The organism is Actinomadura chibensis NBRC 106107 (assembly GCF_001552135.1).
Taxonomy (GTDB): Bacteria; Actinomycetota; Actinomycetes; order Streptosporangiales; family Streptosporangiaceae; genus Spirillospora; species Spirillospora chibensis.
Map to the genome: position 1 here is coordinate 33,118 of NZ_BCQP01000042.1, position 24,758 is coordinate 57,875.

A 24,758-nucleotide genomic window follows, 5' to 3' on the forward strand; every position below is an offset into this window, starting at 1 on the left:
ATAATGGTTTTCCGGCGAATCGCCTGCCCCGTGTCAGACGAAGTCTGTACAAATGTCGGTGTGACCGAATGGGACGGGGAATCGCTGGCGCGGCTGCGCGCCGCCGCACACCGCGGGGACGGCCGCGACGGGCTCGGCGCGCTGCGCGGGCGGCCGCTCGCCCCGGTGCTGCAATACGCGGGCGACGTGCTCGCCTTCGCGCTGGCCGAGCACGAGCCCGAGCCCGACGCGGAGCCGCTCGCCCGCGCCTGCCTCGACGCGCTGGAGGGACGCGGCCTGCCGGGCGACCCCGAGCTGGCCGCCGACCTCGCCGCCGCGCTCGGACGGCGGCCCGCGCCGCCGCTCGTCCCGCTGCCCGCCGACCTCGGCGCCGTGGCGGCGGCGCTGGACGACGGCGGCTCCCTCCTCGACCTGGAGCGCGGCGACGTCGTCCCCGCCGACGAGGCCGACGACCCCGCCGCCGACCCAGCCGAGGAGGCCGACCGCTGGCTGCCGATCCCGCCGCTGCCCCTCCCCGAAGGGGAGGACGCCCGGCGCGGGGCGGCGCGCGGCTGGCTCGCCGCCCAGGGCTACCGCCCCGCCCCCCGCACGCTCTAAGACCCCGGGCGGACCAGCGGGAACGGGATCGTCTCGCGGATGCTCCGCCCGGTCAGCGTGATCAGCAGCCGGTCGATGCCCATGCCCATCCCGCCCGCCGGGGGCATGGCGTACTCCAGGGCGCGGAGGAAGTCCTCGTCCAGCTCCATGGCCTCCGGGTCGCCGCCCGCCGCCTGGAGCGACTGCTCGGTGAGGCGCTGCCGCTGCAGGATCGGGTCGATCAGCTCCGAGTAGGCGGTGCCGAGCTCCATCCCGAAGACGATCAGGTCCCACTTCTCGGCGAGCCGCGCGTCGGCCCGGTGCGGCCGGGTCAGCGGGGACGTCTCCGCCGGATAGTCCCGGACGAACGTCGGCGCCGCCAGCGTCCCCTCGACCAGCGCCTCGAACAGCTCCTGGACGATCTTCCCCTGCCCCCACTGCGGGTCGGCGTTCAGCCCGCGCCGCTCGGCGTACCCGCGCACGACCGGGGCCGGGGTGTCCGGCGTGACCTCCTCGCCCAGCGCCTCCGACACCGACCCGTACACGGTGATCTCCCGCCACGGCTCGGCGAGGTCGTGCTCGGCCCCGTCCCGGACGACGACCGTGGTGCCGAGCGCGGCCCGCGCCGCGTCCGTCACGAGCGAGCGCGTCAGCTCGGCCATCGTGTCGTAGTCGCCGTACGGCTCGTACGCCTCCAGCATCGTGAACTCGGGATTGTGCTTCGGCGAGACGCCCTCGTTGCGGAAGTTGCGGTTCAGCTCGAAGACGCGTCCGACCCCGCCGACGAGCAGCCGTTTCAGATACAGCTCGGGCGCGATCCGCAGGTAGAGCTGCAGGTTGTAGGCGTTCATGCGGGTCGTGAACGGGCGCGCGGCCGCGCCGCCGTGGACGGGCTGGAGCATCGGCGTCTCGACTTCGAGGTAGCCGCGCGCGCGCAGCCCGTCCCGGACGGCGGCGACCGCGTCGCCGCGCATCCGCAGCATCCGGCGCGCCTCGTCGTTGACGATGAAGTCGACGTACCGCTGCCGCACCCGGGCCTCCGGGTCGGACAGCCCGCTGCTCTTGTTCGGCAGCGGCCGCAGGCACTTGGCCGCGAGCCGCCACGACTCGGCGCGCACCGACAGCTCGCCGCGCCGGGACGTGACGACCTCCCCGCTCACGCCCACCTGGTCGCCGAGGTCGATCAGCTTCTTCCAGTGCCGCAGCGACTCGTCGCCGAGCGCGTCCGCGGTGAGCATGACCTGGAGGTCGCCGGTCTCGTCGCGCAGCGTGACGAAGATCAGCCTGCCGTGCTCGCGGGCGAGGACGACCCGTCCGGCGACCGCGACCCGCTCCCCGGTGCGGGCGTCGGGCGCGAGGTCGGGGAACCGCTCGCGGATCCCGGCGGCGAAGTCGGTGCGCTCGAAGCCGAGCGCGTACGGCTCCATCCCGGCGGCCCGGATCTCCTCCAGCTTGGCGTGCCTGACCCGCTCCTGCTCCGACAGCCGGCGCTGCGGCGCGCGGGCGGCGTCGGCCGCGTCCTCGATCTCCTTGATCCGCTGGACGAGGTCGGCGGAGGGGACCATCGCGGCGGCGCGGTCCAGCTTCGGCCGGTTCAGGTTCGGCAGGAACCCCTCGGCGCGGGCGTAGGCGAGCCCGAGCCGCAGGACGTCCCGGCCGTGCGTGTAGCAGACGTAGCGCGGCCGCCAGTGCGGCAGGTACTTGGAGTTCGCCAGGTACAGCGATTCGAGCTGCCAGAACTTCGACGCGAACGACAGGAACCGGTAGTAGAGCCGCGCGACCGGCCCCGCGCCGATCGACGAGCCCTGCGCGAACGCCTTGCGCAGCATCGCGAAGTTCAGCGAGAGCTGCTGCGCGCCGACGGCCGCCGCCTTCTCCGCGAGCTTCGCGACCATGTACTCGTTCAGGCCGTTCTCCGCGAGCCGGTCGCGGCGCATCAGGTCGAGCGACAGCCCCGTCCGCCCCCACGGGACGAAGCTGAGCAGCCCGCGCAGCTCGCCCTCGGCGTCGAACGCCTCGACCATGACGCAGCGGCCGTCGGTCGGGTCGCCGAGGCGGCCGAGCGCCATCGAGAAGCCGCGCTCGGTGTCGTCGCCGCGCCAGGCGTCCGCGCTGCGGATGAGCTTCGCCATCTCCCACGCCGGGATCTGCGAGTGCCGCCTGATCCGGACGGTGTACCCGGCCCGCTCCACCCGCCGGACGGCCTGGCGGACCTGGCGCATCTCCCGCCCGTCCAGGTTGAAGTCGGTGAGGTCGATGATGGCCTCGTCGCCGAGTTCGAGGGCGTCGAAGCCGTGCCGCCGGTAGATGTGCGCGGCGCGCTCCCCGACGCTGACCGCGCCCGGGATCCAGGCGTGCGCGCGGCACTCGGCGAGCCACGCCTCGATCGCCTGGTCCCACGACTCGGGGTCGCCGAGCGGGTCGCCGCTGGCGAGCGAGACCGACCCCTCCACCCGGTAGGCGATCGCGGCCTTGCCGTTCGGCGCGATCATGATGTCCTTGTCGCGGCGCAGCGCGAAGTAGCCGAGGGAGTCCTGGTCGCCGTACTCGGCGAGCAGCGCGCGGGCGGCGAGCTCCTCACGCGGGCGCAGCACGGGGTCGCGCCGACCCGGCTTGAACAGCGCCCAGAACGTGACGAGCAGCAGCCCGGTGCCGAGCACCCAGAGGATCGCGTCCACCGCGAACGGGACGTTCACGTTGATCGGCTTGCCGCTGACCCGCGGCCCGAGGACGGTCTGCGAGATCGCGTAGAGCGGGTGCGTCCAGAGGTCGCCGTGCCGGTTCCGGTCGGTCATGTTGACCAGCAGCGTGCCGATCCCGAGGGTCACGATCAGCGTGCCGATGAACACGAGCGTGGCCAGCCTGCGGTTCGCGCGGTCCGGCAGCGTGGTGAACTGCCCGCGCGCGGAGATCAGCAGGACGAGCACCGCGAGGTAGACGCCCGCGCTGACGATCAGGCCGATCGGCGTCGGCTTCTCCGGGCTGATCAGCGTGGTCAGCAGGGCCGTCACGCCGAGCGCCGTCGGCAGGCAGAAGATCGCCACGAGGATCCGCCAGGCGGCCTTCTTGCGCCGCCTGATCCCCATCGACAGCAGGATCCACACGAGCCCGATGGGCACGCTCGGGAACCAGCCGAGGTAGCCGATCCAGCGCAACGCCCAGATATCGGCTATCTCAAGGATGAGACCATAGGAGACCCACGCGAGGAGCGAGAGGATCCCGGAGAGGCGCGTGTACCAGAAGAAGATCGTCGGTGCGGCCTGGATCAGCCGTCCCCATTCGCCGCGCAGGCCGCCGCGCGGCTCGTGCGGGTCGTGCGGGTCCCGTCCCGGCGCGTTCCCCCGGTCGCCGTGCGGTGCTGCCTTCTTATTCGTCACGGGTGTCACGTCCACCACGCTTCCGTCGGCGCGTGCCCGTCCGGCGGCGAACCTCAAGGTGGGGCCGGACGTCGTACGAGTAGGGGGATGTGGCTTGCAAGCTCGGTCCAAGGTTGTCAGCAAAAGTCGATATGGTCGCGGATATGCCAAATGAACCCACCGGTGAGCGGTTGCTCGCCCGCCGCTACCGCCTGGTGACCCAGGTGGGCCGGGGCGGCATGGGGACGGTCTGGCAGGCGCACGATGAGGTCCTCGGTCGTGACGTTGCGGTGAAGGAGGTCATCCTCCCGCATGGTCTCACCGATGAGGAACGCGCCGTCCACCACAAGCGCACGTTCCGTGAGGCGCGCACCGCGGCCCGGCTCGGCCACCCCGGCGTCGTCACCGTCTACGACGTCGTGGAGGAGGACGACCGCCCCTGGATCATCATGGAGCTGATCAGGGCGCGCTCCCTCGACCAGGTGATCAAACAGGAGGGCCCGCTGGAGGCCCGCCGCGCCGCGGAGATCGGCCGGCAGATGCTCGCCGCGCTGCACGCCGCGCACGAGGCCGGCGTGCTGCACCGCGACGTCAAGCCCAGCAACGTGCTGATCACCGGCACCGGGCGCATGGGCGAGCGCGCCGTGCTCACCGACTTCGGCATCGCGACCGCGTCCGGCGACGCCACCCTCACGCAGACGGGCCTCGTCATGGGCTCGCCCGCCTACATCGCGCCCGAGCGTGCGCGCGGGCGTGTCGCGGGGCCCGCGTCCGACCTGTGGTCGCTCGGCGTGACCCTGTACGCGATGCTGCACGGCAAGTCGCCGTTCGAGCGTCCCGAGCCGATGGCCGCGCTGGTCGCGGTCATCTCCGAGGAGCCCGACCCGCCGGAGAAGGGCGGCCGGCTCATCCCGGTCATCGAGGGGCTGCTGCAGAAGAACCCCGACCAGCGGATGGAGGCCATCGAGGCGGGCGCGCTGCTGGACGACATCGTCCGCCAGGAGACCATCGACACGCAGCGCACGATGGCCGTCGAGTACACGGCCGACGACCTCCCGCCCGCCGCCGGGCCGGGCGCGGGCTCGCCCGCCGAGACCGTCGTCGAGCCGCCCGCCGCCGGGGCGGCGGGCGCCCGTCCCGACCAGTTGACCAGCTTCGACCTCCCGCCCGGCGCCGCCGCGTCCGGGCCCGCGCCCGCGGGGAAGGCCGGGAAGGCGGGGCCGAACGAGACCACGCCCGACCCCGACCGCGTGTCGTCCTGGCGGTCGTCGTCCGGTCCCCGGACCGAGCCGGTCGGCAGCACGATGCCCACCCGCCGCGGGGCGGTGAACCGCGCGCCCGGCGCAGCCGACCAGGGGCTGGCCGACCACGAGGGGACGCACTTCCCGCCGACGACGCACGGAGGCGGCGGCGGACGCCCGGCGCTCGCGTCCAACCGCAACGTGCTGATCGTGGCGGCGGCGGTGCTGGTGATCATCATGGTCGTCGCCGGGATCGCGCTGGCGAGCGGCGGCAAGGGCGGCGAGCGGGCCCGCAAGGAGGGCGCGACCACCCCGGCGACCGGCGGCAGGGCCTCGGCCGCGCCGCCCCCGTCGGCGAAGCCGAGCGGCACGCCGGGCGTCGGCGTCCCCGCCGGGTACCGGACGCACAAGGACCGCAGCGGCTACAGCCTCTCCGTCCCGGAGAAGTGGACGGGCCCCGAGCGCAGGAACGGCGGCGACTTCTACTACGCGCCCGGCCGCGGAACCTACATCCAGATCGACCAGACCGACGATCCCGGCAAGAGCGCGATCGGCGACTGGCGGCGGCAGGAGCGCGGCGGCGCCGGCTTCCGCGGCTACAAGAAGATCGACATCAGGCCGACCGGCGACCACCCGCCCGTCCCCGACACCGGGAAGGGCAAGAAGTCCGCCGACTGGGAGTTCACCTTCGACGCGGACGGCGGCCGCATGCACATCCTGAACCGCGGCTTCGTCGCGAACGGGCACGGCTACGCGATCCTGCTCTGCGCGCCCGACAAGGACTGGGAGAAGGTACTCGCCGACCTGCAGCCCGTCTACCGCCTCTTCACGCCCGCGGGCGACTGATGGAGGGGCGCGTCCTCGCCGGTCGGTACCGGCTGGAGTCCGTGGTCGGCCGCGGCGGCATGGGCACCGTGTGGCGGGCCCGCGACGAGACCCTCGACCGGGAGGTCGCGGTCAAGGAGGTCGTCCTGCCCGCCGGGCTGAGCGACGAGGAGCGCGACAACCGGCACCGCCGCACGCTGCGGGAGGCCCGCGCGTCCGCGCGGCTGAACCACCCGGGCGTGGTGACCGTCCACGACGTGGTCGACGAGGATGGCCGCCCCTGGATCGTGATGGAGCTGGTCCGGGCCCGCTCCCTCCAGGACATCGTCGACGAGGACGGCCCGCTCCCGCCCGGCCGCGTCGCGACGATCGGCCGCCAGGTCGCGGGCGCGCTGCGCGCCGCGCACGCGATCGGCATCCTGCACCGCGACGTGAAGCCCGCGAACGTGCTCGTCGGCGACGACGACCGCGCCGTGCTCACCGACTTCGGCATCGCGCAGATGGCGGGCGACGCGACGCTCACCGCCACCGGGATGGTGATGGGCTCGCCCGCGTACATGTCGCCGGAGCGGATCAACGGCGACCCGGCGATCCCCGCGTCCGACCTGTGGGCGCTCGGCGCGACCCTCTACGCCGCGACCGAGGGCCGCGCCCCGCACCACCGCAGCGACGCGATGGCCGTGCTCGCCGCGATCATGACGCAGGACGTCCCGCCGGCGCGGAACGCGGGGCCGCTCGCGCCCGTCCTCACCGGGCTGCTCGACCGCGACCCGGTCCGGCGGATGAGCGGCGCCGAGGCCGAGGACGCGCTGGCGGCGGTCGCGAACGGGCACGCCGCCGGGCTGGCCGCCGTCCAGATCGCGTCGCACGAGGCCACGTCGGTGGACGGCCCCACGGTCGGGCACGCGGCGCCGCCCCCGCCGCCGACCTTCCCGCCGGCGCCGCTGTCGGTCCCCGTGCCCCCGCCGCCCGACCACATGACCACGCAGTACCCGCCGGGCACCGGGGGCCAGTGGACGCCCGCCCACCCGGCCGCGGCGCCGCGGCGGCGGTCGGCGGTCGTCCCGGTCGTGGCGGGCGCGGTCGCGGCGGCGGCCGTCCTGGCGGTCGCCGGGTTCCTGCTGTGGCCGGAGAAGGACGCCTCCGGCGGCGCGCGGGGCGCGGGCCAGTCGCCGACCGTCATCGAGCAGCCGACGACGCCGACGACGCCGAGCGCGCCGCCGCCGACGCCGTCCGTCCCGCCGCGGACGCCCCTCCCGGACGGCATGACCCCGGCGGCCGGCACCGGCTACACGATCGGCGTCCCGCGCGGGTGGCGGCGCTCCGAGCAGGGCAGCAGCGTCGTCTGGACCGATCCCGTGACCAGCGCCTACGTCCAGGTCGACCGCACCCCGTGGACGGGCGACCCCTACCAGCACTGGGTCACCTGGGAGCGGGAGGCCATCGCGGACGGCAAGCTCAAGGGCTTCCAGCGCGTCGCGCCGATCACCAGCACCACGGCCGCGGGGTATCCCGCCGCCGACATCGAGTTCACCTGGTCCCGGTCGGGGGGCCTCACCCGGGCGCGCGACCGCGGTGTGATGGCGGACGGCCGGGCGTACGCTGTCATCGTCGCGGTTCCCGCGTCCCAGTGGAACGAGAACGAGACGCTCGTGAAGAATGTTCTCGACACGTTCCGTCCCTCCGGGGTGGGATGACCAGCGGGGGGACCCTCTAGCCATGGCACAGGCACGTCTGCTCGGCAACCGCTACCGGCTCGACTCGGTGGTCGGCCGCGGCGGCATGGGCACCGTGTGGCGCGCCTTCGACGTCATGCTCGACCGCGAGGTCGCGGTCAAGGAGGTCCTGCTGCCGCCGGGCCTGTCCGACTCCGAGCGGCACGTCCTGTACGAGCGGACGTTCCGGGAGGCGCGGGCGTCGGCGCGGCTGAACCACTCCGGGGTGGTGACCGTCCACGACGTGGTCGAGGAGTCCGACCGCCCGTGGATCGTGATGGAGCTCGTCCTCGCGCCGTCCCTGCAGGACCTGCTGGAGCGCGGGCCGATGGAGCACCGCCGGGTCGCCGACATCGGGCTCCAGATGCTCGGGGCGCTGCGGCACGCGCACGAGAAGGGCATCCTGCACCGCGACGTCAAGCCCAGCAACGTGCTGATCACCGACACCGGGCGCGTGGTCCTCACCGACTTCGGCATCGCGCAGGTGGAGGGCGACGCGACGCTCACGCAGACCGGCCTGGTCATGGGCTCGCCCGCCTACATCCCGCCGGAGCGGGCGCAGGGCGAGCGCGCGGTGCCCGCGTCCGACCTGTGGTCGCTCGGCGCGACCCTGTACGCGGCCGTGGAGGGACGCTCCCCCTACGAGCGGTCGGACGCGATGGCGTCGCTGCAGGCCGCGCTGACCGAGCCCGTCCCGCCCGCGCGGAACGCGGGGCCGCTCGCCCGCGTCCTGGACGGCCTGCTCGCCCGCGAGCCGGTGAACCGGATGACGGCGGCGCAGGCGAATCCCCTCCTCACGCGGGTCGCGACCCTCCCGCCGTCGCCGCCGGTCGGCGAGACGGTGGCGGACGAGCCGTCCGGCCGGTTCGCGCCCACGACCCGGACGGACGACGCGTCGGAGACCGTCCTCGACCCGGCCGACCTCGACTCGGTCACCCGGCGCGACCCCGGCGACCTCGACGGACCCGAGCCGGAGCCGGTGACGCGCCGCGACCCGGGCGAGCGGGAGCCGGTGACGCGGCGCGACCCCGGCCGGTTCCGGCAGCCGGACCAGAACGGCGTGCACGGGCGGAGCCCGCATCCGGCGCGGGACCCGCGTGACTCCGAGTCCCGGACGTTCCAGCAGACGGAGTGGGCGCCCCCGCCGTCCCAGCAGCCCCCGTCCCAGCAGCCCCCGTCCCAGCAGCCGCCGTCCCAGCAGCCGCCGTCGCGGCATCCGGCGCTCGGCCGCCCGCCGACGCAGCCGCCGAGCCAGCCGCCCGCCCTCCCGTCCGCTCCGCAGACGCCGCCGCCGTGGCAGCAGCCGCAGCAGTACGCGAACTGGCAGCAGCCGCCGCCCCCGTCGCCCGCCCACGGGGCGCAGAGCGCGGGGCACGGCGGGACGGAGCGCCGCCGGACGGTGCTGATCGTCACGATCGCGGTGGTCCTCGTCGTCGCGGCGGTGCTGGCGGGCGCGTTCATCCTGCGCGGCAAGCTCAAGAGCGGCGCGGCCGGAACGCCGCCCGCGATCACCGCCACCGCCTGACAGCCACCGCCTGACCGCCGAGCGTCAGCCGCCGGGGGAGAGGGCGTCCAGGGCGAGCCGCAGGTCGGCGACGTGGCCGCCGAGGTCGGTGGCGGGCTCGCCGGAGTTCAGCCGGTCGACGTCGTCCTCGACGCGCTTGAGGCGTTCGTCGAGCGCGCCGAGCAGCCGGTCGCAGGCCGCCATGACCGACTCCCCGGCGCCCTCGGCGAGGGTCTGCCGCAGCAGCCGCGCCTGCCGCCTGAGCTGCAGGTTGCGCCGGTGCAGCTCGACGAACACCGACACCTTCGCGCGCAGCAGCCACGGGTCGAACGGCTTGGTCAGGTAGTCGACCGCGCCCGCCGCGTAGCCGCGGAACGCCTGCTCCCCGGCCTCGCCGCCGGCGGTGAGGAAGATGATCGGGACGTCCCGGGTGCGCGGCCTGGCCTTGATGTGCCCGGCCGTCTCGAACCCGTCCATCTCCGGCATCACGACGTCGAGCAGGATCAGCGCGAACTCGTCGTTCAGCAGTTCCTTCAGCGCGGCCTGGCCGGAGGTGACGGGCACGACCTCGACCGGCAGGGCGTCCAGGACGGCGGCGAGGGCGGTCAGGTTCTCCGCGCGATCGTCGACGGCGAGGATCCTCGTGTCGTTCGGCACCGGACTCCTTCGCGTCGATGACGGCCCGCCGCCGGATGCCCCGCGGCCCCGCCGTCCACCCTGCCACACCGATCGGACGACAACAGTGAATCGCCCCGGAGTAAGAATTACTAGGGCAGCCAGCCCGGTTTGACCAGCCCCGACTCGTAGGCGAAGACGACGAGCTGCGCGCGGTCGCGCGCGCCGAGCTTCACCATCGTGCGGCTGACGTGCGTCTTCGCGGTGGCCGGGCTCACCACCAGGCGCGCCGCGATCTCCTCGTTGGACAGGCCCTCCCCGACGAGCGCCATCACCTCCCGCTCACGCTCGGTGAGCGCGTTCAGCCGGGGCGACGGCGCGGGCTCCTTCGCCCGCGCCGCGAACTCGGCGATCAACTGCCTGGTCACGCTCGGGGACAGCAGCGCGTCGCCCTCCGCGACGGCCCGCACCGCGTGGAGCAGCTCGACCGGCTCGGTGTCCTTGACGAGGAACCCGCTGGCGCCGCCGCGCAGCGCCTCGAAGACGTACTCGTCCAACTCGAACGTGGTGAGGATCACGATCCGCACGCCGGACAGCCGGTCGTCCGACGCGATCCGCCGGGTCGCCTCAAGGCCGTCCAGGCCCGGCATCCGGATGTCCATGAGGATGACGTCGGGACGCAGCGACCGCGCCCGCTCGACGGCCTCCGCGCCGTCGCTGGCCTCGCCGACGACCTCGATGTCGGCCTGCGCGTCCAGCAGGGCGCGGAACCCGGCCCGGACGAGCACCTGGTCGTCGGCCAGCAGAACCCTGATCGGGGAGCCGTCGTCCCCGGCCGCCGACCCGTCGGAGTAGCGCATGTCCCGTCCTCCCCGCCTCACCGCGCGCCGTTCGGCGCCTCGCCGCCGGATTCGCCGCCGGGTTCGTCGCCGAGGGGGAGTCGCGCCCGCACCCGGAACCCGCCGCCCGGCCGCGGCCCGGCCTCGAACTCGCCGCCGAGCGCCGCCGCCCGCTCCCGCATGCCCCGGATGCCGGAGCCGGTGCCGTCCGGGTCGTCGTCCAGCAGGGACACCCCCCGGCCGTCGTCCTCGACCCGCACCTCGATGTCGTGTTCACCGTAGGCGATCCGGACGCGCGCCGTCACCGGCCCCGGCCCGGCATGGCGGCCCACGTTCGTCAGCGACTCCTGGACGATCCGGAACGCGGCGAGGTCGGCGCCCGAGTGCGGCGGCCGCCGCTCCCCGGTGACCTCGGCGTGCACCCGCAGCCCGGCCGAGCGGGCGCGGTCGAGCAGGTCGTCGAGCCGGTCGAGCCCGGCGGTGGGGGAGCGCGGCGCGGTCTCGCCCTCGGCCCGCAGCGCGCCGATCACCCCGCGCATCTCGGTCAGCGCCTCCTTGCTGGCGTCCTTGATCGCGGCGAGCGCGGTGCGGGCCTGCTCGGGGTTCTGGTCCATGAGGTGCAGCGCCACGCCCGCCTGCACGTTGATCATCGAGATGTTGTGGGCGAGGACGTCGTGCAGCTCGCGGGCCATCCGCAGCCGCTCCTCGCTGGCCTCGCGGCGCTCCTTCTCGGCGCGGATCCGGGCGGCCTCCGCGGCCCGCTGCGCCCGCGTCCGGACGAGCTCCGACGTCACCAGCACGACCAGCGCCCAGCCGACGACGAACGTCACGTCGGTGAGGGTCGGCCGCTCCACCGGGAACACGCCGCCGTGGCCGCGCTCCCGCTCCGGGCCGCCGATCAGCGCGGTCAGCCCGAGGTAGGCGGCGAGGCCGAGGCCGGCGCCCGCCCAGGCGGCGAGCCGGTGCCCGGCGACGACGGCCGCCATCAGCGCGACGGCGAGGGAGAACGGCGCGGGCCCGTAGGTGTAGGCGCGCAGCAGGTAGAGGGCCGTCACGGCGGCGACGGCGCCGAGCGTGAACACCGGACGGCGGCGGCGCAGCAGCAGCAGCGCCGGACCGGCGAGCAGCAGGGCGAGGCCGAGCGGCCCGAGCTCGCGGTGGCCGACGTCGAGCCCGCCGGACCCGCCGGGCCCGCCGTCCGCCCAGGGCGGGCCGGACGACCCGTGCCCCGGCCCGCCGTGCTGCGCGCCCAGCGACCCGACGACCTGCACGAACGCGAGCAGCGCCGGCACGACCCACACCGGCCACGCGGACGGGCGCGGCCAGTGCGGACGGACCGGTGAGGTGCTCATGCCTGCACGGTAGGACATCGGCCCCCGGCCCCGCGTCGGCCGCCGGGAGGCGGCGCCCCTACTCCCTGGGAGGTAGCCGGAGCCGGTCGCCGAGCCGCCGCAGGACGTCGGAGAACTCCCCGCGGGACCGCGCGAGCGGGAGCGTCTCGGCGCGCATCGGCGGCCGGACGAGCGAGACGAACCGCCGCGCCTGCGCCGCCTCCGGGCCGTCCTGGTCGGCGGCGGCGAGCAGCCACACCGGCGGCGGCGGGACGTGCCGCAGCCGCCACGGCAGGTCGTCGCTCAGCCGCACCGCCTCGCTCCCGCCGTAGAGGGCGGGGTCGCCGCGCGGCTCGTCGAAGCGGGCGTCCAGGGTCGCGGCGGCGGTGAAGCGGTCGGAGTGCAGCATGGCGAGCCGGGCCGCGCACCGCCCGGCGGCCGGGCCGGCCCCGGCGACGCCCCAGCCGGCGCGGGTCGGCGGCACGCGGTAGGCGCCGGCGAGCGCGGCGGGCAGGTCGGCGGCGAGGAAGGTCTCGGCGAGCGGGCCGCCGGTGCGGCCGGGCACGTCCCGGCAGCGGCCGCCGGGCAGCCGCACCGCCACGTAGATCGTCGGCCGGGCGTCCGCGGGGATCGGCGGCGCGGCGGCGCCGTCGGTCAGGACGACGGCCACCGGCAGCGTCTCCGCGCCCGGCTCGAAGTAGCGCCTCGGCAGGTAGACGCGCGCCTTGTCGTCGATCCCGCTGCGCGCGCCGCGGACGTCCAGGACGTCCACCCGGCCGCCGCCGGAGCGCGTCTCGGTGCCGGTGCGCTTCGCGGGCGCGGCGCGCGGCCCCTGCACCTGGACGTGCGCCACCCGCGCGCCCTCGGGGGTGTTGCCGAGCAGGTCGTCCCAGGTCGGGTAGAACACGAAGTACCGGTTGGCGAGCAGGACGACCGACGCGGTCAGCGCGCACTGCGCGGCGAGCAGCAGCCCGGTCCGGGCGAGCACCGCGCGGGGGCCGGGCCCGGCGGCGCGCCGCCACAGGACGAGCGCGGCGCCGACGGCGACCGCCGCGAGCAGGCACACCGGGCCGATGAAGGCGACGCTCACGGGCTCCATGTCACTCGCCCCGCAGACGCGCGCTCAGCCATCTGATCGACGGCGGGATGTACTTGCGGAAGGTCTTGAAGTTGTGGCCGCCGGACGGCAGCAGCAGCTCGTCCACGGTCAGCGGCGGCCGCGCGGCCCGCATGAACACCCGCGCCGACGGGAACGTCTTCTCGCCGACGTCCGCCGACGCGATCAGCAGCGACACCGGCGGCGGGGGGAGGTTCCGCTCCCGCCAGATCAGGTTGCTGTTGCGCCGGACGGCCGGGCTGCCGCCGTACAGGTCGCGGGTCGTCGTGTCGAGCAGCGCGTGGAAGTGCCCGGCCATGGTGACCCCGGCGGAGAACCGGTCCGAGTGCAGCATGGCGAGCTTCGCGGCGCAGAAGCCGCCGGTCGAGTACCCGGCGACGCCCCAGCCGCTCCGGTCCCGCGCCACCCGGTAGGTCGCGGCGACCGCCTCGGGGACGTCCTGCGCGAAGAACGTCTCGACCTGCGGGCCGCCCGGCACGTCGGCGCACTCGGTGTCCCACCCGGCGACCACGGTCGGCCGTGCCATCACGTAGATCATCGGCTGGATCCGGTGCGCGGCCTGGGCCTGCGCCACGTCCTCGGGGATGTGCCCGCGCCTGATCCAGACGAGCCGGTCCGCCGCCGGGTACCCGGCGAGGAACAGCACGACGGGGAACCGCCGGGACGCGTACGCCGACTGGAAGTACTGCGGCGGCAGGTACACGTACTCCTCCGCCGACAGCCCGGTGCGGACGCCCTGGACGACGACGCGCTCGACCTGCCCGTCCTTCGCGGGCGAGCGGTCGCCGCGCGAGCCCGGGGACAGGTCGGGGCGGGGCGTCCGGACGGTGATCCGCGAGCCGTCCCCGCCGGTCGTGCCCGCGTTGGGCGCCGGGGTCCCCGGCGGCCCGACGCCGCCGCCCGCCGCGCTGAACAGGTCCGACCAGGACCCGTAGAACAGGTAGTGCGCGTTCAACCCCGCGACCAGCGCCAGCACCACGACGAGCTGGCATCCGGCGAGCATCGCCGCCCGCGCCGCCACCGCCCGTCCGCGCTTCGCGGCCGCCTTCGGCCAGACGGCCACGACCGCGGCCATGCATCCGACCGCGGCTAAGGCCAGCAGGCCGAACGTCCCCCAGCTCGTCAGTCCCACTCGAAGACCTACGGTGTTCGGGCCGGGCGGAGTTCAGGCCGTCCAGCGAATGGGTAGATGCTCGAACCCGTGCCGCGCGCTCGACCGCACCAGCACCGGCTCGCCCGCGAGCTGCGGCAGCCCGGGGCGTTCCAGCACCGCGTCGAGCAGGGCCCGCAGGTGCACCCGCGCCAGCCGCGCGCCGAGGCACGCGCGCTGCCCGAACCCGAAGCAGAGATGCGACCGGACGTCCCGCAGGAACCGCTCGGGGAGGAACTGCCGAGGTTCGGCGAAGACCTCGTCGTCGTGGTTCGCGGACACAAGCCAAAGCGTAACCCGCTCCCCGGCGAGCAGCGGCACGCCGCCGATCACGGTGCCGCGCTGCACGACCCGCCACACCTGGAGGACGGGCGTCCACCAGCGCAGCATCTCCTCGACGGCGCTGTCGACGAGGCCGTCGTCGAACCGCTGCTCGCGGAGCCGGGCGAACTGCGCGGGATGGCGGAGCAACGCGTACAGGCCCCCGGCGAGAGTGTTCCGCAGCGTCTCGGGAAGGTCGCCGACGACCTCGCCGACGAAGTCCACCGGCTCCTTGGACGGGACGCGCGCCAGCATCGCCCGCGCCGGGGGCTCCATGTCGATGAGCGCGGCGTCGTGGGCGTCGCCGGGCCCGCCGTCCGGGGAGTGGCCGCCGACGCCGGGGTCGGGGCGGGTCGCCGGGCCGTGCACGACGCCGTCGCCCTGCGGCGCGAACAGCTCCGGGTGGACGAGCGCGTGCTGGACGTCCGCGTAGCGCAGCACCGCCCAGGAGCCGGGGCGTCCGGCGGCGCGGCCGTCCAGCCACACCACGGGCGTCCTGGCGCGGAGCCGCTCCAGCCGGTCGTGGGGGATGCCGCGGGCGTAGGTGTCCGCGCGGTCGAGCGCGCCCGCGTCGGTGATGGGCAGTGCGGTCGGCAGGACACCTCGCCGTTGAGGCATGGGCACCTCCTCTTCTAGGCGGACGCTAACGCGTCACGGCCGAACCCTGAAGGGCCGGATTCGGCCGTCCCATACGGCGGGGCGGGGTCAACCCGCGAGCCACTCGCCCGTCTCGACGCTGACCAGCCCGTGCCTGGCCGCCTCGATCACCGCCTCGCGCTGCGAGTGCACGCCGAGCTTGCTCAGCACGCTCTGCACGTGGCTGCGCGCCGTGCTGCGCGTCACCCCCATCGCCTTCGCGAGCGCCTGCGTCGACTCGCCGCGCGCGAGCCGGGTGAGGACCTCGCGCTCGCGCGGGGTGAGGAACCGCGCGACCTGCTCGGCCTGGCTGCGCGGGCGGGCGCCGCCGCGCCGGGCCGCCTGGTCGACGACGACCTCGCCGTCCTCGACGCGGCGCAGCACGGTGAGGATGTCGCGGGCCTGCTGGCCCTTGTGCGCGAACCCGCGCACGCCCGCGGCGACCCCGGCGTCCAGCACCGGCTGCTCCAGGAAGCCGGTGAGGACGACGAACCGCGTGCCGGGCGCGGCGGCGCGCAGCCGCGGCATCCAGTCGAGCGCGGTGCCGGACGGGAACTGCAGGTCGATCAGGCAGACGTCCGGCCGCCGCGCGCGCAGCACCGGCAGCGCCTCCGCGGGCGAGTAGGTCACCGCGAGGACGCTGTGCCCGGCGTCGGCGAGGACGAGGGACAGCGACTCGGCGAAGACCGCGTGGTCGTCGCAGATGATCATTTTCATGGATGGCGCCGCCAGTCGTCGCCGTGCGGGTCGGCGGGGGGTCCCGCGGCGCTGGGGGAGCCGGTCGCGGTCGGCGGGCCGACCGGGTCGTCGGGCGGCGGCGCGGCGGGCAGCAGCATGCGGACGCGCGCCCCGCCCATCTCGCAGGTGCGGATCTCCAGGCTGCCGCCGTACCCGGAGATCAGGTCGTGGACGATGCCGAGCCCCAGCGAGGCGAGCCCGCGCCGCGCCCGCCCGCGCGGGAACTCCGGGGCGCGGGAAGCGCCAGCGCTGCGGGACGCGCCGGTGTCGCGCGGGGCGGCGGGGGCGGCGCCGAAGCCGGGGCCGTCGTCGTCGACCTGGATCGCGACCCAGCCCTGGTCGGCCTCGACCCGCACGTCGACGCGCCCCTCCGCGACGCGGCACGCGTTGTCGAGGACGTTGCGGACCGCCCGCCACAGCGCGACCGGGTCCATGTGGGCCCATGCCTCGCCGCCCGCGAAGCACACCTCGTGCGTGGTGGAGAGCCGCATCCCGGTCACGACCTCGGCGGTGAGGTCGTCCACCCGGATGCGCTCCGGGCTCGGCAGCGGGCGCGCGTCGCCGTTCTCCTCCGCGTCGTCCTCGTCGAGCCGCCGCAGCAGGTGGTCGAGCCACCTGGTCTCGCCGAGGAGCTGCTCGATGCGGGCCCGGCTGGTGTCGCCGACGTCCTCCGCGACGACGACGGCCGAGGCCAGCATGATGATCGTGCCGAGCTCGTGGCGGATGTCGTGTCTGAGCCTGCGCCGCCAGAGCAGGTGCCCGCCGTCCGAAGCGGGCGGCGGCCTGTCGTGGCGCCCGGGTCCCGGCCCGGCCGGGAGCGTCCCCACGCCCACCCTGCCGCGCGCCGGGGACGACCGTGACCGCCCCATGTCCATGACGAACCCCCGTCCGCTATTCCAGCACGTCTATGACGGTCGCCCGGCGCCGCCGCCTATGTCCAGTCAATTGACCGCAACAGACCAGTGGCTGACCAGAAGTGGACATGCAGATCAGAGGGTGAACCTTTCTGTTTGACGGTGCGTCGCGACGGGATTGTCAGTTCACTTGTCGGCCTTTCTTTCATGCCTACGGCGTAGCCGCTTTGCGCATTACTGCGGGTGCGCCCGCGGGCCCGTCGGCGCACAATCTGCACATGCCGAAGGTCACATTTCTCGGACATGCGGGGGTGGCGGTGGACGCGGCCGCGTTCCACCTGCTCGCGGACCCGTGGCTCGCTCCAACGGGGGCCTTTCTCGGAGCCTGGCACCAGTATCCGAGAAACGATCACCTGGATCTCGTCCCGATGCTGGACGCGGACTGGGTCGCGGTGTCGCACGAACACCTAGATCATTTCGACCCGTGGGTCATCGACCGGCTTCCGGCGCGGACCCGAATCCTCATTCCGCGCTATCCGGGACCGGCCTTCCGGGAGCGGATGACGGCGGCCGCGGGCGGCCGCCAGGTAATCGAGTTGGCGGACTGGGAGAAATTCCCGCTGGACAATCAGGGATCCTGGATCACCGCGATTCCGGAACTCTCCCCGATGTGCCATGACGCGGCCTTTCTCGTCGTGGCCGACGGGCGCGGGATCCTGCACTGCAACGACGCCAGGCTGACCGCCGCGCAGGCGCGCCGCGCCAAACATCTCGCGGGCGGCCGATTGGACCTGATGGCGTTGCAGACGTCCGGCGCCTCCTGGCACCCGATCTGCTACGAGTACCCGCCCGCCGAAATGGCCAAGATTTCGATGGACAAGCGGGTGTCGAAGCTGCGCGCGGCGCAGCGGCTCGTCCGGCAGACGGCGCCGGAGCTCGCCGTCCCGTTCGCCGGGCCGCCCTGCTTCCTGGACGACGAGGTCGCCGGCCTCAACCGGGTGCTCGACCAGAGGGACGGCGCGTTCTGCGACCCGGAGGTCTCGACCGAGTGGCTGCGCGAGCACCTGCCGGGGCAGCGCTGGGACTACTTCAAGCCCGGCGACGTCCTCGACCTGGACACCGGCGACGTCGTCCGCGACCCGGTGTCGGCGGAGTTCTCGTTCGCGGACGCCGACCGCCCCGCGTACCTGGAGCGGTACGCCGCCGACCGCGCCGCCGCGATCGCCGGGGTGCTGGCCGAGAACCCCGAGCCGGACCCCGGCCTGTTCGACCGGTTCGCCGCGCACTTCCACCGGCTCGGCGGGCTCAGCGACTACTTCCTCCGGCAGATCGCGATGGTCGTCCGGTTCGAGATCACCGGCCCGAACGGCGGCGTGTGGGACGTCGACTTCCGGCCGGAGGGGCTCACCGTCGCCGAGGCGTCCCCGGACGTCCGCCCGCACTACCGGATCACCACCGCGGGGCGCTGGCTGGACGGCGTCCTCACCGGCCGGATGGCCTGGGAGGACCTGCTCATCTCGTTCCGCCTCACCCTCTACCGCGACCCCGACGTCTACAACGACTACCTCGTCGGCCTGCTCAAACACGCCAACGCGCCCGCGCTGATGGCCGTCGAGGCGTACGAGACGGGACGCGACGAGTCCGAGCGGATCACCGTCGAGTGCGACGGCGGCCGCTACGACATCCCCCGCTACTGCCCGCACGCGGGCGAGGACCTGTCCGTCGGGGCCGTCCTGCGGGACGGCCGGATCCACTGCCTGGCGCACAACTTCGCCTTCGACCTCGCCACCGGCGAATGCGTCAACGCCCGCGCCGCCAACCTCACCAGCCGCAGAATCGGTTGAGCTGAGTCGCCCAGGGGGCGACCCCCTGGAACCCCCGTCACGCATGCCGGGCCGTTTCCCGATCCGCGTTCGCGTCTCGCGAAACGGCCCGGCATGCGGCGTCCCCCGGTCCCGAGCGCACAGGGGCCGGGGGGTGCCGCATTTTTGGCGTGTCCGGCATATGACCATGCTTACGCCGTGTTAGGTTTCTTGCCTGTTCGTGTGGGGGGTAAGGGTTGCGCGGGTTGAACCGCACGAAGCTCGGCCTGATGGTCGTCGCCTTCGTGGTGATCGTCGGTGTGATGGAGATCCTGGCAGTGAAGCTCGGGTCACTGGACTTCCTGGTGCCGTCCGGGGCGGAGCACCCGGCCATAGCCGATAATCCCGGCGACTGATCTCCCGGGTCTCCCCGGGTCTTTCCGGATCTTCCCAGGTCACTGGCTGTTTCGGGCCTTCATGATGCTCTGCAGGTCCGGATGGGCGCCGCCGGAGGCGTCGGCGAGGGTGGGGCAGGCCCATTCGTGCTGGCGCCCCCAGGAGTAGGAGATCTCCAGCGGGGGACGCGGCGTGAGCCGGTCCCAGCGGGCGAGGATCTGCTTGAACTGATCCTGCGTCGGCATCCAGTACTTCTTGTCGCCGTTCGAGCAGCTCTGCCCGAACGTCTGAAGGACGGGCGCGACCTTGGCGCGCGGGATGCCCGCCTCGTCCGCCATCCGGACCATCCGGTCGATCGCCCCGATGTCGCAGCGGTCCTCGGCCTTCGTCGAGCCCTTGCACGGGTACGGGTCGAGCCCGATCAGGTCGACGCCGACGCGTCCCGGCGCGAGCGGCTTCATGGGCCAGTCGGTGAGCGAGATGAACGAGACCTGGCCGGGCGCGTGCCGCCGCACGTACTCGGCGCGCCGCCGGATCTCCTTCGCGACGTCCGGGCACTCGCCGGTGTTCGGCTCGTCCGACAGGTACCAGCCGTAGACCTTCGGGTCGTGCCCGAACCGCTGGACGGCCTGCTGGAAGTCCTCGAAGTCCAGCTCGAAGTCGCCGCAGGTGAAGTTGCCGACCCACAGCAGCGCCCGCATACCCGCGGGGACGCCCGCGACTAGGGACGGGTCCGGCTTCACGTCCACGAGGTCGTAGCCGAGGGCCTGGAGTCGGGGGTAGTCGGACGGCTGGGTGTTCAGCGCGATCCGCCGCGTCTCGCCGGGCTTCGCGGCGGGCGTGCCGGGCGTCGCGAGCGGCCCGTCGTACGGCTCGTAACCGGACGACCTGTGCTGCGCGTAGAGCAGGACGCCGGCCGAGAGCAGCAGCGCGCCCGCGACGGCCCAGACCTTGACGGGCACGTCCCGGATGTCCATGGCGTCCTCCCCGAGTGCGGGCGGTCAGGCGGCGGAGCCGGGCTCCTTCGCGGCGGCGGCGTGCGGCGCCGTCTCCTGGACGGCCCCCGCCCCTTCCACCTGGAGCGGCGGCACGGTGAAGCCGAGGATGTGCTTGACGGTGTCCCAGATCGCGCCGAGCGTGGCGCGCATCGACGGGTCGGTCAGGTAGACGGCGTCCACCGCGACCCGCGCCGGGACGATCCGCTCGATGTAGTTGACGAGGTCGACCTCCTCGCCCGGCCCGAGCACGTCGAAGTCGCGGAACCGGACCTCCGACACCCCGGTCAGCCCGGGCCGGTGGTCGAAGATCCAGCGGCAGTCCGGCGGGTAGTGGACGGCGAGGTCGTAGGTCTCCGGACGCGGCCCGACCAGCGTCATCTGCCCGCGCAGGACGTTCACGAGCTGCGGCAGCTCGTCCAGCGACCACTGCCGCAGCAGCTTGCCGATCCGGGTGAGCCGCGGGTCGCAGTTGGCGGTGACGGTGAGGCCGCCGACGCCCTGGCGCATCGTCCGGAACTTGTACATGACGAACGGCCGCCCGCCCTGCCCGACGCGCGTCTGCCGGAACACGCCCGGCCCCCGGCTGGACAGCTTCACCAGCGTGAAGATGACCAGCAGCGGGACGCTGAGCAGCAGCAGCCCGGCGACCGCTCCGGCGACGTCCAGCACGCGGCGCGCCCTGGACGGCGCGACGCCGTCGGACGGGTCGACGGGACGGCTCGGCAGCGCGGCGTGGTCCTCGGACATGGGGTCACCCCTTGCCTGTAGAAGACGTGGTTCTCACGGACGCGGACTTCGGGGACGTGTTCTTGACGCGCTGGAACCAGACCAGCAGCGCCGCCGTGGTCGCGACGAACGACAGGGACGTGGCGATCGCCGCGCCGGTCGCGCCGTGCGTCGGGATCAGCACGGCGCCGAGCACCACGACGACCACGAGGCCGATGCCCTGCCCGGTGGACGCGGCGCCGGGCCGTCCCACCCCGTACAGGTAGGCCATGATCAGCCCGGTGACGCCGAACGTGACGACCCCGGCGAGCCGGATGTAGGTGGGCACGACCGCGTCGTCGAACACGTCCCCGAAGATCCACGGCAGCGCGGTCCCGGCGACGAGCGCGAGCGGCAGCGCGGCGAGCGCCGAGACGCCGAGCGCGGGCAGGATCAGCCGGGACGTTCGTTTCGTCGCGGTCTCCCGGTCTTCCTTCGCGAAGTCGGGATAGAGGACGTAGTTGACCGCGAGCCCGGGGAGTTGCACGAGTTCCGCGAACTTGCTGGCGACCGTGTACACGCCGAGCACCTTCGGCCCGGCGAGGGCCCCGAGCAGCGCCATGTCGAACCGGAGTTGGAGCAGGTCGATGAGCTGGCCGAGGTAGCCGCGGAACCCGTACCCGGCGATCGACCGGCCGAGCCTCGGGTCGGGGCGCCCCCATCCGGCGAAGAAGCCGCGCCGGGCGAGCCGCCGCGCGATCCACGCCGCGGCCGCGATGTCGGCGAGCACCAGCCCGGCGATCAGTGCGCCCGGCCCGTACCAGCCGGTGAGGAGGACGAGGTAGATCGGCAGGAACACGAACTCCTCGACGGCGATGGCGAGGCTCGCGCCGGGCTGGTCGTCGGTCCCCTGGAGGAGGCCCTTGCCGACGGACACGAACCCTTGCGTGAACGACGGGACGGCCGCCGCGACCGTCACCCAGATCCCGAACGACTTGAAGAACACGAGGAAGACCAGCGGGCTGAGCGCGAGCCAGCCCACCCCGGAGATCGTCGCGCCGATCACCGTCAGCCAGGCGAGCGTGGGCCGCACCCGGCTCTGGTCGTAGCCGTCGCGCGCGAGGAAGAACGGCGCGGCGCCCGGCAGCCCCGCGCTCGACAACTGGCACAGCAGCCCCGGCAGGATCCTGACCAGCGTGAACGCGCCGACGAGCTTCGGCCCGCCGATCCGCGCCACCATGATCGTCGCGAGGCCGAGCGAGGCGAGCGCGCCGATCCGCCCGGCCATGTTCCCGGCGACGAGCGCGATCAGCCGCCGCTTGAGCTTGGCCGCGCTCGCTTCCCCCGGCTCCTTCTCGGGCGCCTTTTCCGGCTTTTTCTCCGGCTCATCCGGGACGACGGGTTTCACCAATGGCGGCGCCGACTCCCGGAATTCGCCGCGCCTTTTCCGCCGCTTCTGCTTCTCCGGCGTGACCGCCGCCGCGTCGGGCGCCACTTGCCTCCGTCCGAACAGGTCCAGGGCGGCGATGAGCCCGAAGAACGCCCATCCGTGCCGGTAATGCAATGTCTCGTAGAACAGTCCCGAGATGAGGAACACCGCGACCAGCGCGCCGAACAGTTCGGGGCGCGGGACGAGCCGCGCGTACTCCCGCGTCAGCGCGTTCCGCCGCGCGATCCGCACGCACTTCAGCAGCAGGACGAACACGAGCAGGATCAGCGCGACGCCGCCGAGGAACCCGCGCTCCAGCACGGACGCGACGTAGTCGTTGTGCGCCTCCCGGACGTAGGTCTCCTGCCGGATCAGCATCTCCGCCTCGGTCCGGCCCGGCCCGATGCCCCACGGATGCGTCTGGTCCTCGATCATCTGGATCGTGGTGGCGAGGACGGTGCTGCGCGAGTTCGTGCTCTCCCCGGTCGTCCGCCCGATGGAGTCGCGCAGGATCGGGGACGCCTCGCTGGCCCGGTCCAGCAGCGGCTGGACGTCCACCTGCGTGACGACCGCGACGCCGCCGCCCCCGACGAACACGGCGAGCGCGCCGACCGCGATCGCGTGGTGCGCCTTCCCCTCGCGGAACAGCCGGAACAGGTACCCGAGCAGGATCGCGGCGACCAGCGCGAGGAGCCCGCCGTTGGAGCCGGTGAGGATCTCGGCGGCGAGCAGGACGCCGCAGACCGTCCAGCGCCGCCACGGCGTGGCCGGGAACCGCGTCGCCCGCGCGATGAAGAAGACGCAGATGAACCAGTTGGACGCGTAGTTCGCGTCGCCGAACGTGAACATCGCGCGCTCGCCGTCGACCTGCTTGCCCGACAGCGCCTCGATCCCCAGCACGAACCCGACGATCATCACGAGGGCGTAGAACGTGCCGATCCACACGAACGCGCGCAGCGCGACCTTCAGCAGCGCCGGGTCGCGTCCGAGGTTCGCGATGCTCACCGCCCACAGCAGCACGAACAGGTCCTTGACGAGGGTGAGCGCGCCCGCGTCGTTGACGACGGCGGCGATCCCGCCCGCGATGATCGTCAGCAGGGTGGGGAGCAGGAACGGCCAGCGCACCGGCAGCCGCCGCGTCCCCGCCCACAGCAGCATGGTCGCGGTGAGGCCGATGAGCGCGACGTCCGGCAGCCCCGTGTTGCCCGGTCCCGGCGGGAGCCCGGCGGGCATCAGCAGCGGCAGCGAGGCGATGCCCGCGACCAGCGCCACCGACGTCGCCAGCGGCCGCCGCTTCAGCGGCGGCGCGGGCTCCGTCGCCGGGCGGGCCGGGGCGTCGATCGTCGCGGTCATGGGCGGTGCGAGCTCCCTCGGTAGGTCTCGTCCAGGACGGCGCCGAGGTGCGCGGGCGAGAACCAGTCGCCGACCCGCTCCCGCGCCCGGTCCGCCATCCGCGCGGCGGCGGACGGGTCGTCCAGCAGCGCGGCGATCCCCCCGGCGAGGCCCTCCGGGTCCTCGGGCCGCACGAGCATCCCCGTCTCGCCCGCGAGCACCAGGTCCTGGTTGGACGGGACGGCCGTCGCGACCAGCGGGATCCCCGCCCCGATCGCCTCGACCAGCACGCACGGCAGGCCCTCCCACCGGCTGGCCATCGCCATCACGTCGAAGGCGGGCAGCACGTCGGCGACGTCGTCGCGGTGCCCGAGCCAGCGCATCCGGTCGCCGACGCCGAGCTTCGCGGTCAGCTCCGCCAGCTCGTCCGCCATGGGGCCGCCGCCGACCCACAGGCCGAACACGTCGTCCGGCAGCCGCGCGATCGCCTTCGCGAAGATCTCCGGGCCCTTCTGGAACGTCAGCCGCCCGACCGACCCGACGACCTTCACGCCGAGCGGCAGGTCGAGGCGGCGGCGCGCCTGCGCGCGGGACCCGGGCGCGGTCGCGTACGCGGCGACGTCCACGGCGGGCCACGACAGCCGCACCCGCTCCGGCGTCGTCAGGCCGAGGCGCAGCGCGGTCGTCACCGTCTCCGACCCGATCGCGAGGAACGCGTCGGTGCGCTTAGCCGCGATCCGTTCGAGGCGTATGTAAAGGCGCCGGCGCGGCCACGACTGGAACTCGTTGAACGGGAACCCGTGCCAGGTGTGCACGATGCGCGGGACGCCCGCCCGCGCGGCGGCGACGCGTCCGATCACGCCGCCCTTCGCGCTGTGGGTGTGGACGACGTCGTACCGCCCGTCCGCGAGTACCTGGGTCAGCGTCTTCAGCGCGGCCATGTCGTCGCGCGGCGAGATCTGCGGGACCAGCGGCCCGACCTGCACGATCTCCATCCCCGCGGCGTGGGCCCGCGGGGTGAGGTCACCGGCGGCGGCGTTCGCGACGGCCTCGTCCCCGTAGAGGACGCCGTTTCGCGCGGACGAGGCGGCGTCCGGGGAGGCCGGGCCGGAGGCGCGCGCCTTGCTGTCCATGCCGACGCCGCCGGTGACGATCGCGCGCTCGTAGTCGCCTTCGGGCAGGGCCAGCGCGCCGTTCAGCGCGACCTGCCCGGCGCCCCCGTTGAACCGGGTGATCACCGTGGCGACTCTGAGCTTCCTGGCTGTACTCACGGGCACC

General features: G+C 74.0%; 19 protein-coding genes. 6 read left to right on the forward strand and 13 right to left on the reverse strand.

The genetic code is table 11. From position 1 onward, the window contains the following. The first annotated feature begins 60 nt into the window (after positions 1 to 60). Positions 61 to 597: a hypothetical protein gene (locus ACH01S_RS24330; RefSeq protein ID WP_067895785.1), complete on the forward strand. Its 537-nt coding sequence runs from the start codon at positions 61 to 63 to the stop codon at positions 595 to 597. On the opposite strand, the gene lysX is transcribed toward ACH01S_RS24330, so the two are convergent. After that, positions 594 to 3,845, reverse strand: a complete 3,252-nt coding sequence (gene lysX, locus ACH01S_RS24335; RefSeq protein WP_067896013.1) for a bifunctional lysylphosphatidylglycerol synthetase/lysine--tRNA ligase LysX — start codon at positions 3,843 to 3,845, stop codon at positions 594 to 596. The genes ACH01S_RS24330 and lysX overlap by 4 nt on opposite strands. A gap of 251 nt (positions 3,846 to 4,096) precedes the next feature. On the opposite strand from lysX, the gene ACH01S_RS46150 reads away from it, so the two are divergent. Genes ACH01S_RS46150 through ACH01S_RS24350 form a run of 3 tightly spaced genes read left to right on the forward strand, consistent with a single transcriptional unit; the run spans position 4,097 to position 9,238 of the window. Then, the gene (locus tag ACH01S_RS46150) at positions 4,097 to 6,019 is read left to right on the forward strand and encodes a serine/threonine-protein kinase (protein WP_067895788.1); all 1,923 of its coding nucleotides are present in this window, start codon (positions 4,097 to 4,099) and stop codon (positions 6,017 to 6,019) included. After that, the gene (locus ACH01S_RS24345) at positions 6,019 to 7,695 is read left to right on the forward strand and encodes a serine/threonine-protein kinase (protein WP_067895791.1); all 1,677 of its coding nucleotides are present in this window, start codon (positions 6,019 to 6,021) and stop codon (positions 7,693 to 7,695) included. The genes ACH01S_RS46150 and ACH01S_RS24345 overlap by 1 nt, the downstream gene beginning before the upstream one ends. Before the next feature lie 22 nt (positions 7,696 to 7,717). Then, positions 7,718 to 9,238: a serine/threonine-protein kinase gene (locus tag ACH01S_RS24350; protein WP_067895793.1), complete on the forward strand. Its 1,521-nt coding sequence runs from the start codon at positions 7,718 to 7,720 to the stop codon at positions 9,236 to 9,238. Positions 9,239 to 9,262: 24 nt separating this feature from the next. Here the strand turns inward: ACH01S_RS24350 and ACH01S_RS24355 are convergent, their stop codons facing one another. From ACH01S_RS24355 to ACH01S_RS24390, 8 genes are all read right to left on the reverse strand, one after another. Further along, positions 9,263 to 9,874 (reverse strand): response regulator, encoded by a 612-nt coding sequence (locus ACH01S_RS24355; protein WP_067895802.1) that lies wholly within the window; start codon positions 9,872 to 9,874, stop codon positions 9,263 to 9,265. Positions 9,875 to 9,984: 110 nt separating this feature from the next. Next, complete coding sequence (locus ACH01S_RS24360) at positions 9,985 to 10,692, reverse strand: response regulator (RefSeq protein WP_067895811.1); 708 nt, start codon at positions 10,690 to 10,692, stop codon at positions 9,985 to 9,987. Between the two features lie 17 nt (positions 10,693 to 10,709). Next, positions 10,710 to 12,023, reverse strand: a complete 1,314-nt coding sequence (locus ACH01S_RS24365) for a sensor histidine kinase (protein WP_067895814.1) — start codon at positions 12,021 to 12,023, stop codon at positions 10,710 to 10,712. 58 nt (positions 12,024 to 12,081) lie between these two features. Beyond that, complete coding sequence (locus ACH01S_RS24370) at positions 12,082 to 13,092, reverse strand: hypothetical protein (protein ID WP_148344045.1); 1,011 nt, start codon at positions 13,090 to 13,092, stop codon at positions 12,082 to 12,084. A 10-nt stretch (positions 13,093 to 13,102) separates the two neighbouring features. Beyond that, positions 13,103 to 14,251: an alpha/beta hydrolase gene (locus ACH01S_RS24375; RefSeq protein ID WP_067895820.1), complete on the reverse strand. Its 1,149-nt coding sequence runs from the start codon at positions 14,249 to 14,251 to the stop codon at positions 13,103 to 13,105. A gap of 33 nt (positions 14,252 to 14,284) precedes the next feature. Then, entirely contained in the window at positions 14,285 to 15,208 is a 924-nt protein-coding gene (locus tag ACH01S_RS24380) for a cytochrome P450 (protein ID WP_067895823.1), read from the reverse strand. Between the two features lie 87 nt (positions 15,209 to 15,295). Then, on the reverse strand, positions 15,296 to 15,943 hold the full coding sequence (locus ACH01S_RS24385; RefSeq protein WP_083981072.1) for a response regulator transcription factor: 648 nt from the start codon (positions 15,941 to 15,943) through the stop codon (positions 15,296 to 15,298). Continuing rightward, entirely contained in the window at positions 15,940 to 16,791 is an 852-nt protein-coding gene (locus tag ACH01S_RS24390; protein ID WP_148344044.1) for a sensor histidine kinase, read from the reverse strand. The genes ACH01S_RS24385 and ACH01S_RS24390 overlap by 4 nt, the downstream gene beginning before the upstream one ends. 305 nt (positions 16,792 to 17,096) lie before the next feature. Between ACH01S_RS24390 and ACH01S_RS24395 the strand changes: the two genes are divergently transcribed. Beyond that, positions 17,097 to 18,662 carry a Rieske 2Fe-2S domain-containing protein gene (locus ACH01S_RS24395; RefSeq protein WP_218010376.1) on the forward strand — a complete coding sequence of 522 codons (1,566 nt, stop codon included), beginning with the start codon at positions 17,097 to 17,099 and terminating at the stop codon, positions 18,660 to 18,662. 224 nt (positions 18,663 to 18,886) lie between these two features. Then, complete coding sequence (locus tag ACH01S_RS43775; protein ID WP_157406305.1) at positions 18,887 to 19,036, forward strand: hypothetical protein; 150 nt, start codon at positions 18,887 to 18,889, stop codon at positions 19,034 to 19,036. Between the two features lie 39 nt (positions 19,037 to 19,075). Here the strand turns inward: ACH01S_RS43775 and ACH01S_RS24400 are convergent, their stop codons facing one another. Genes ACH01S_RS24400 through ACH01S_RS24415 form a run of 4 tightly spaced genes read right to left on the reverse strand, consistent with a single transcriptional unit; the run spans position 19,076 to position 24,751 of the window. Then, a complete protein-coding gene (locus tag ACH01S_RS24400; RefSeq protein WP_067895831.1) occupies positions 19,076 to 19,993 on the reverse strand; it encodes a hypothetical protein in 918 nt (305 codons plus the stop codon). Positions 19,994 to 20,017: 24 nt separating this feature from the next. Next, positions 20,018 to 20,761 (reverse strand): sugar transferase, encoded by a 744-nt coding sequence (locus tag ACH01S_RS24405; RefSeq protein ID WP_067895833.1) that lies wholly within the window; start codon positions 20,759 to 20,761, stop codon positions 20,018 to 20,020. A 4-nt stretch (positions 20,762 to 20,765) separates the two neighbouring features. Continuing rightward, the gene (locus tag ACH01S_RS24410) at positions 20,766 to 23,501 is read right to left on the reverse strand and encodes an O-antigen ligase family protein (protein WP_067895836.1); all 2,736 of its coding nucleotides are present in this window, start codon (positions 23,499 to 23,501) and stop codon (positions 20,766 to 20,768) included. Beyond that, positions 23,498 to 24,751 carry a glycosyltransferase gene (locus ACH01S_RS24415; protein ID WP_148344043.1) on the reverse strand — a complete coding sequence of 418 codons (1,254 nt, stop codon included), beginning with the start codon at positions 24,749 to 24,751 and terminating at the stop codon, positions 23,498 to 23,500. The genes ACH01S_RS24410 and ACH01S_RS24415 overlap by 4 nt, the downstream gene beginning before the upstream one ends. Positions 24,752 to 24,758 lie beyond the last annotated feature (7 nt).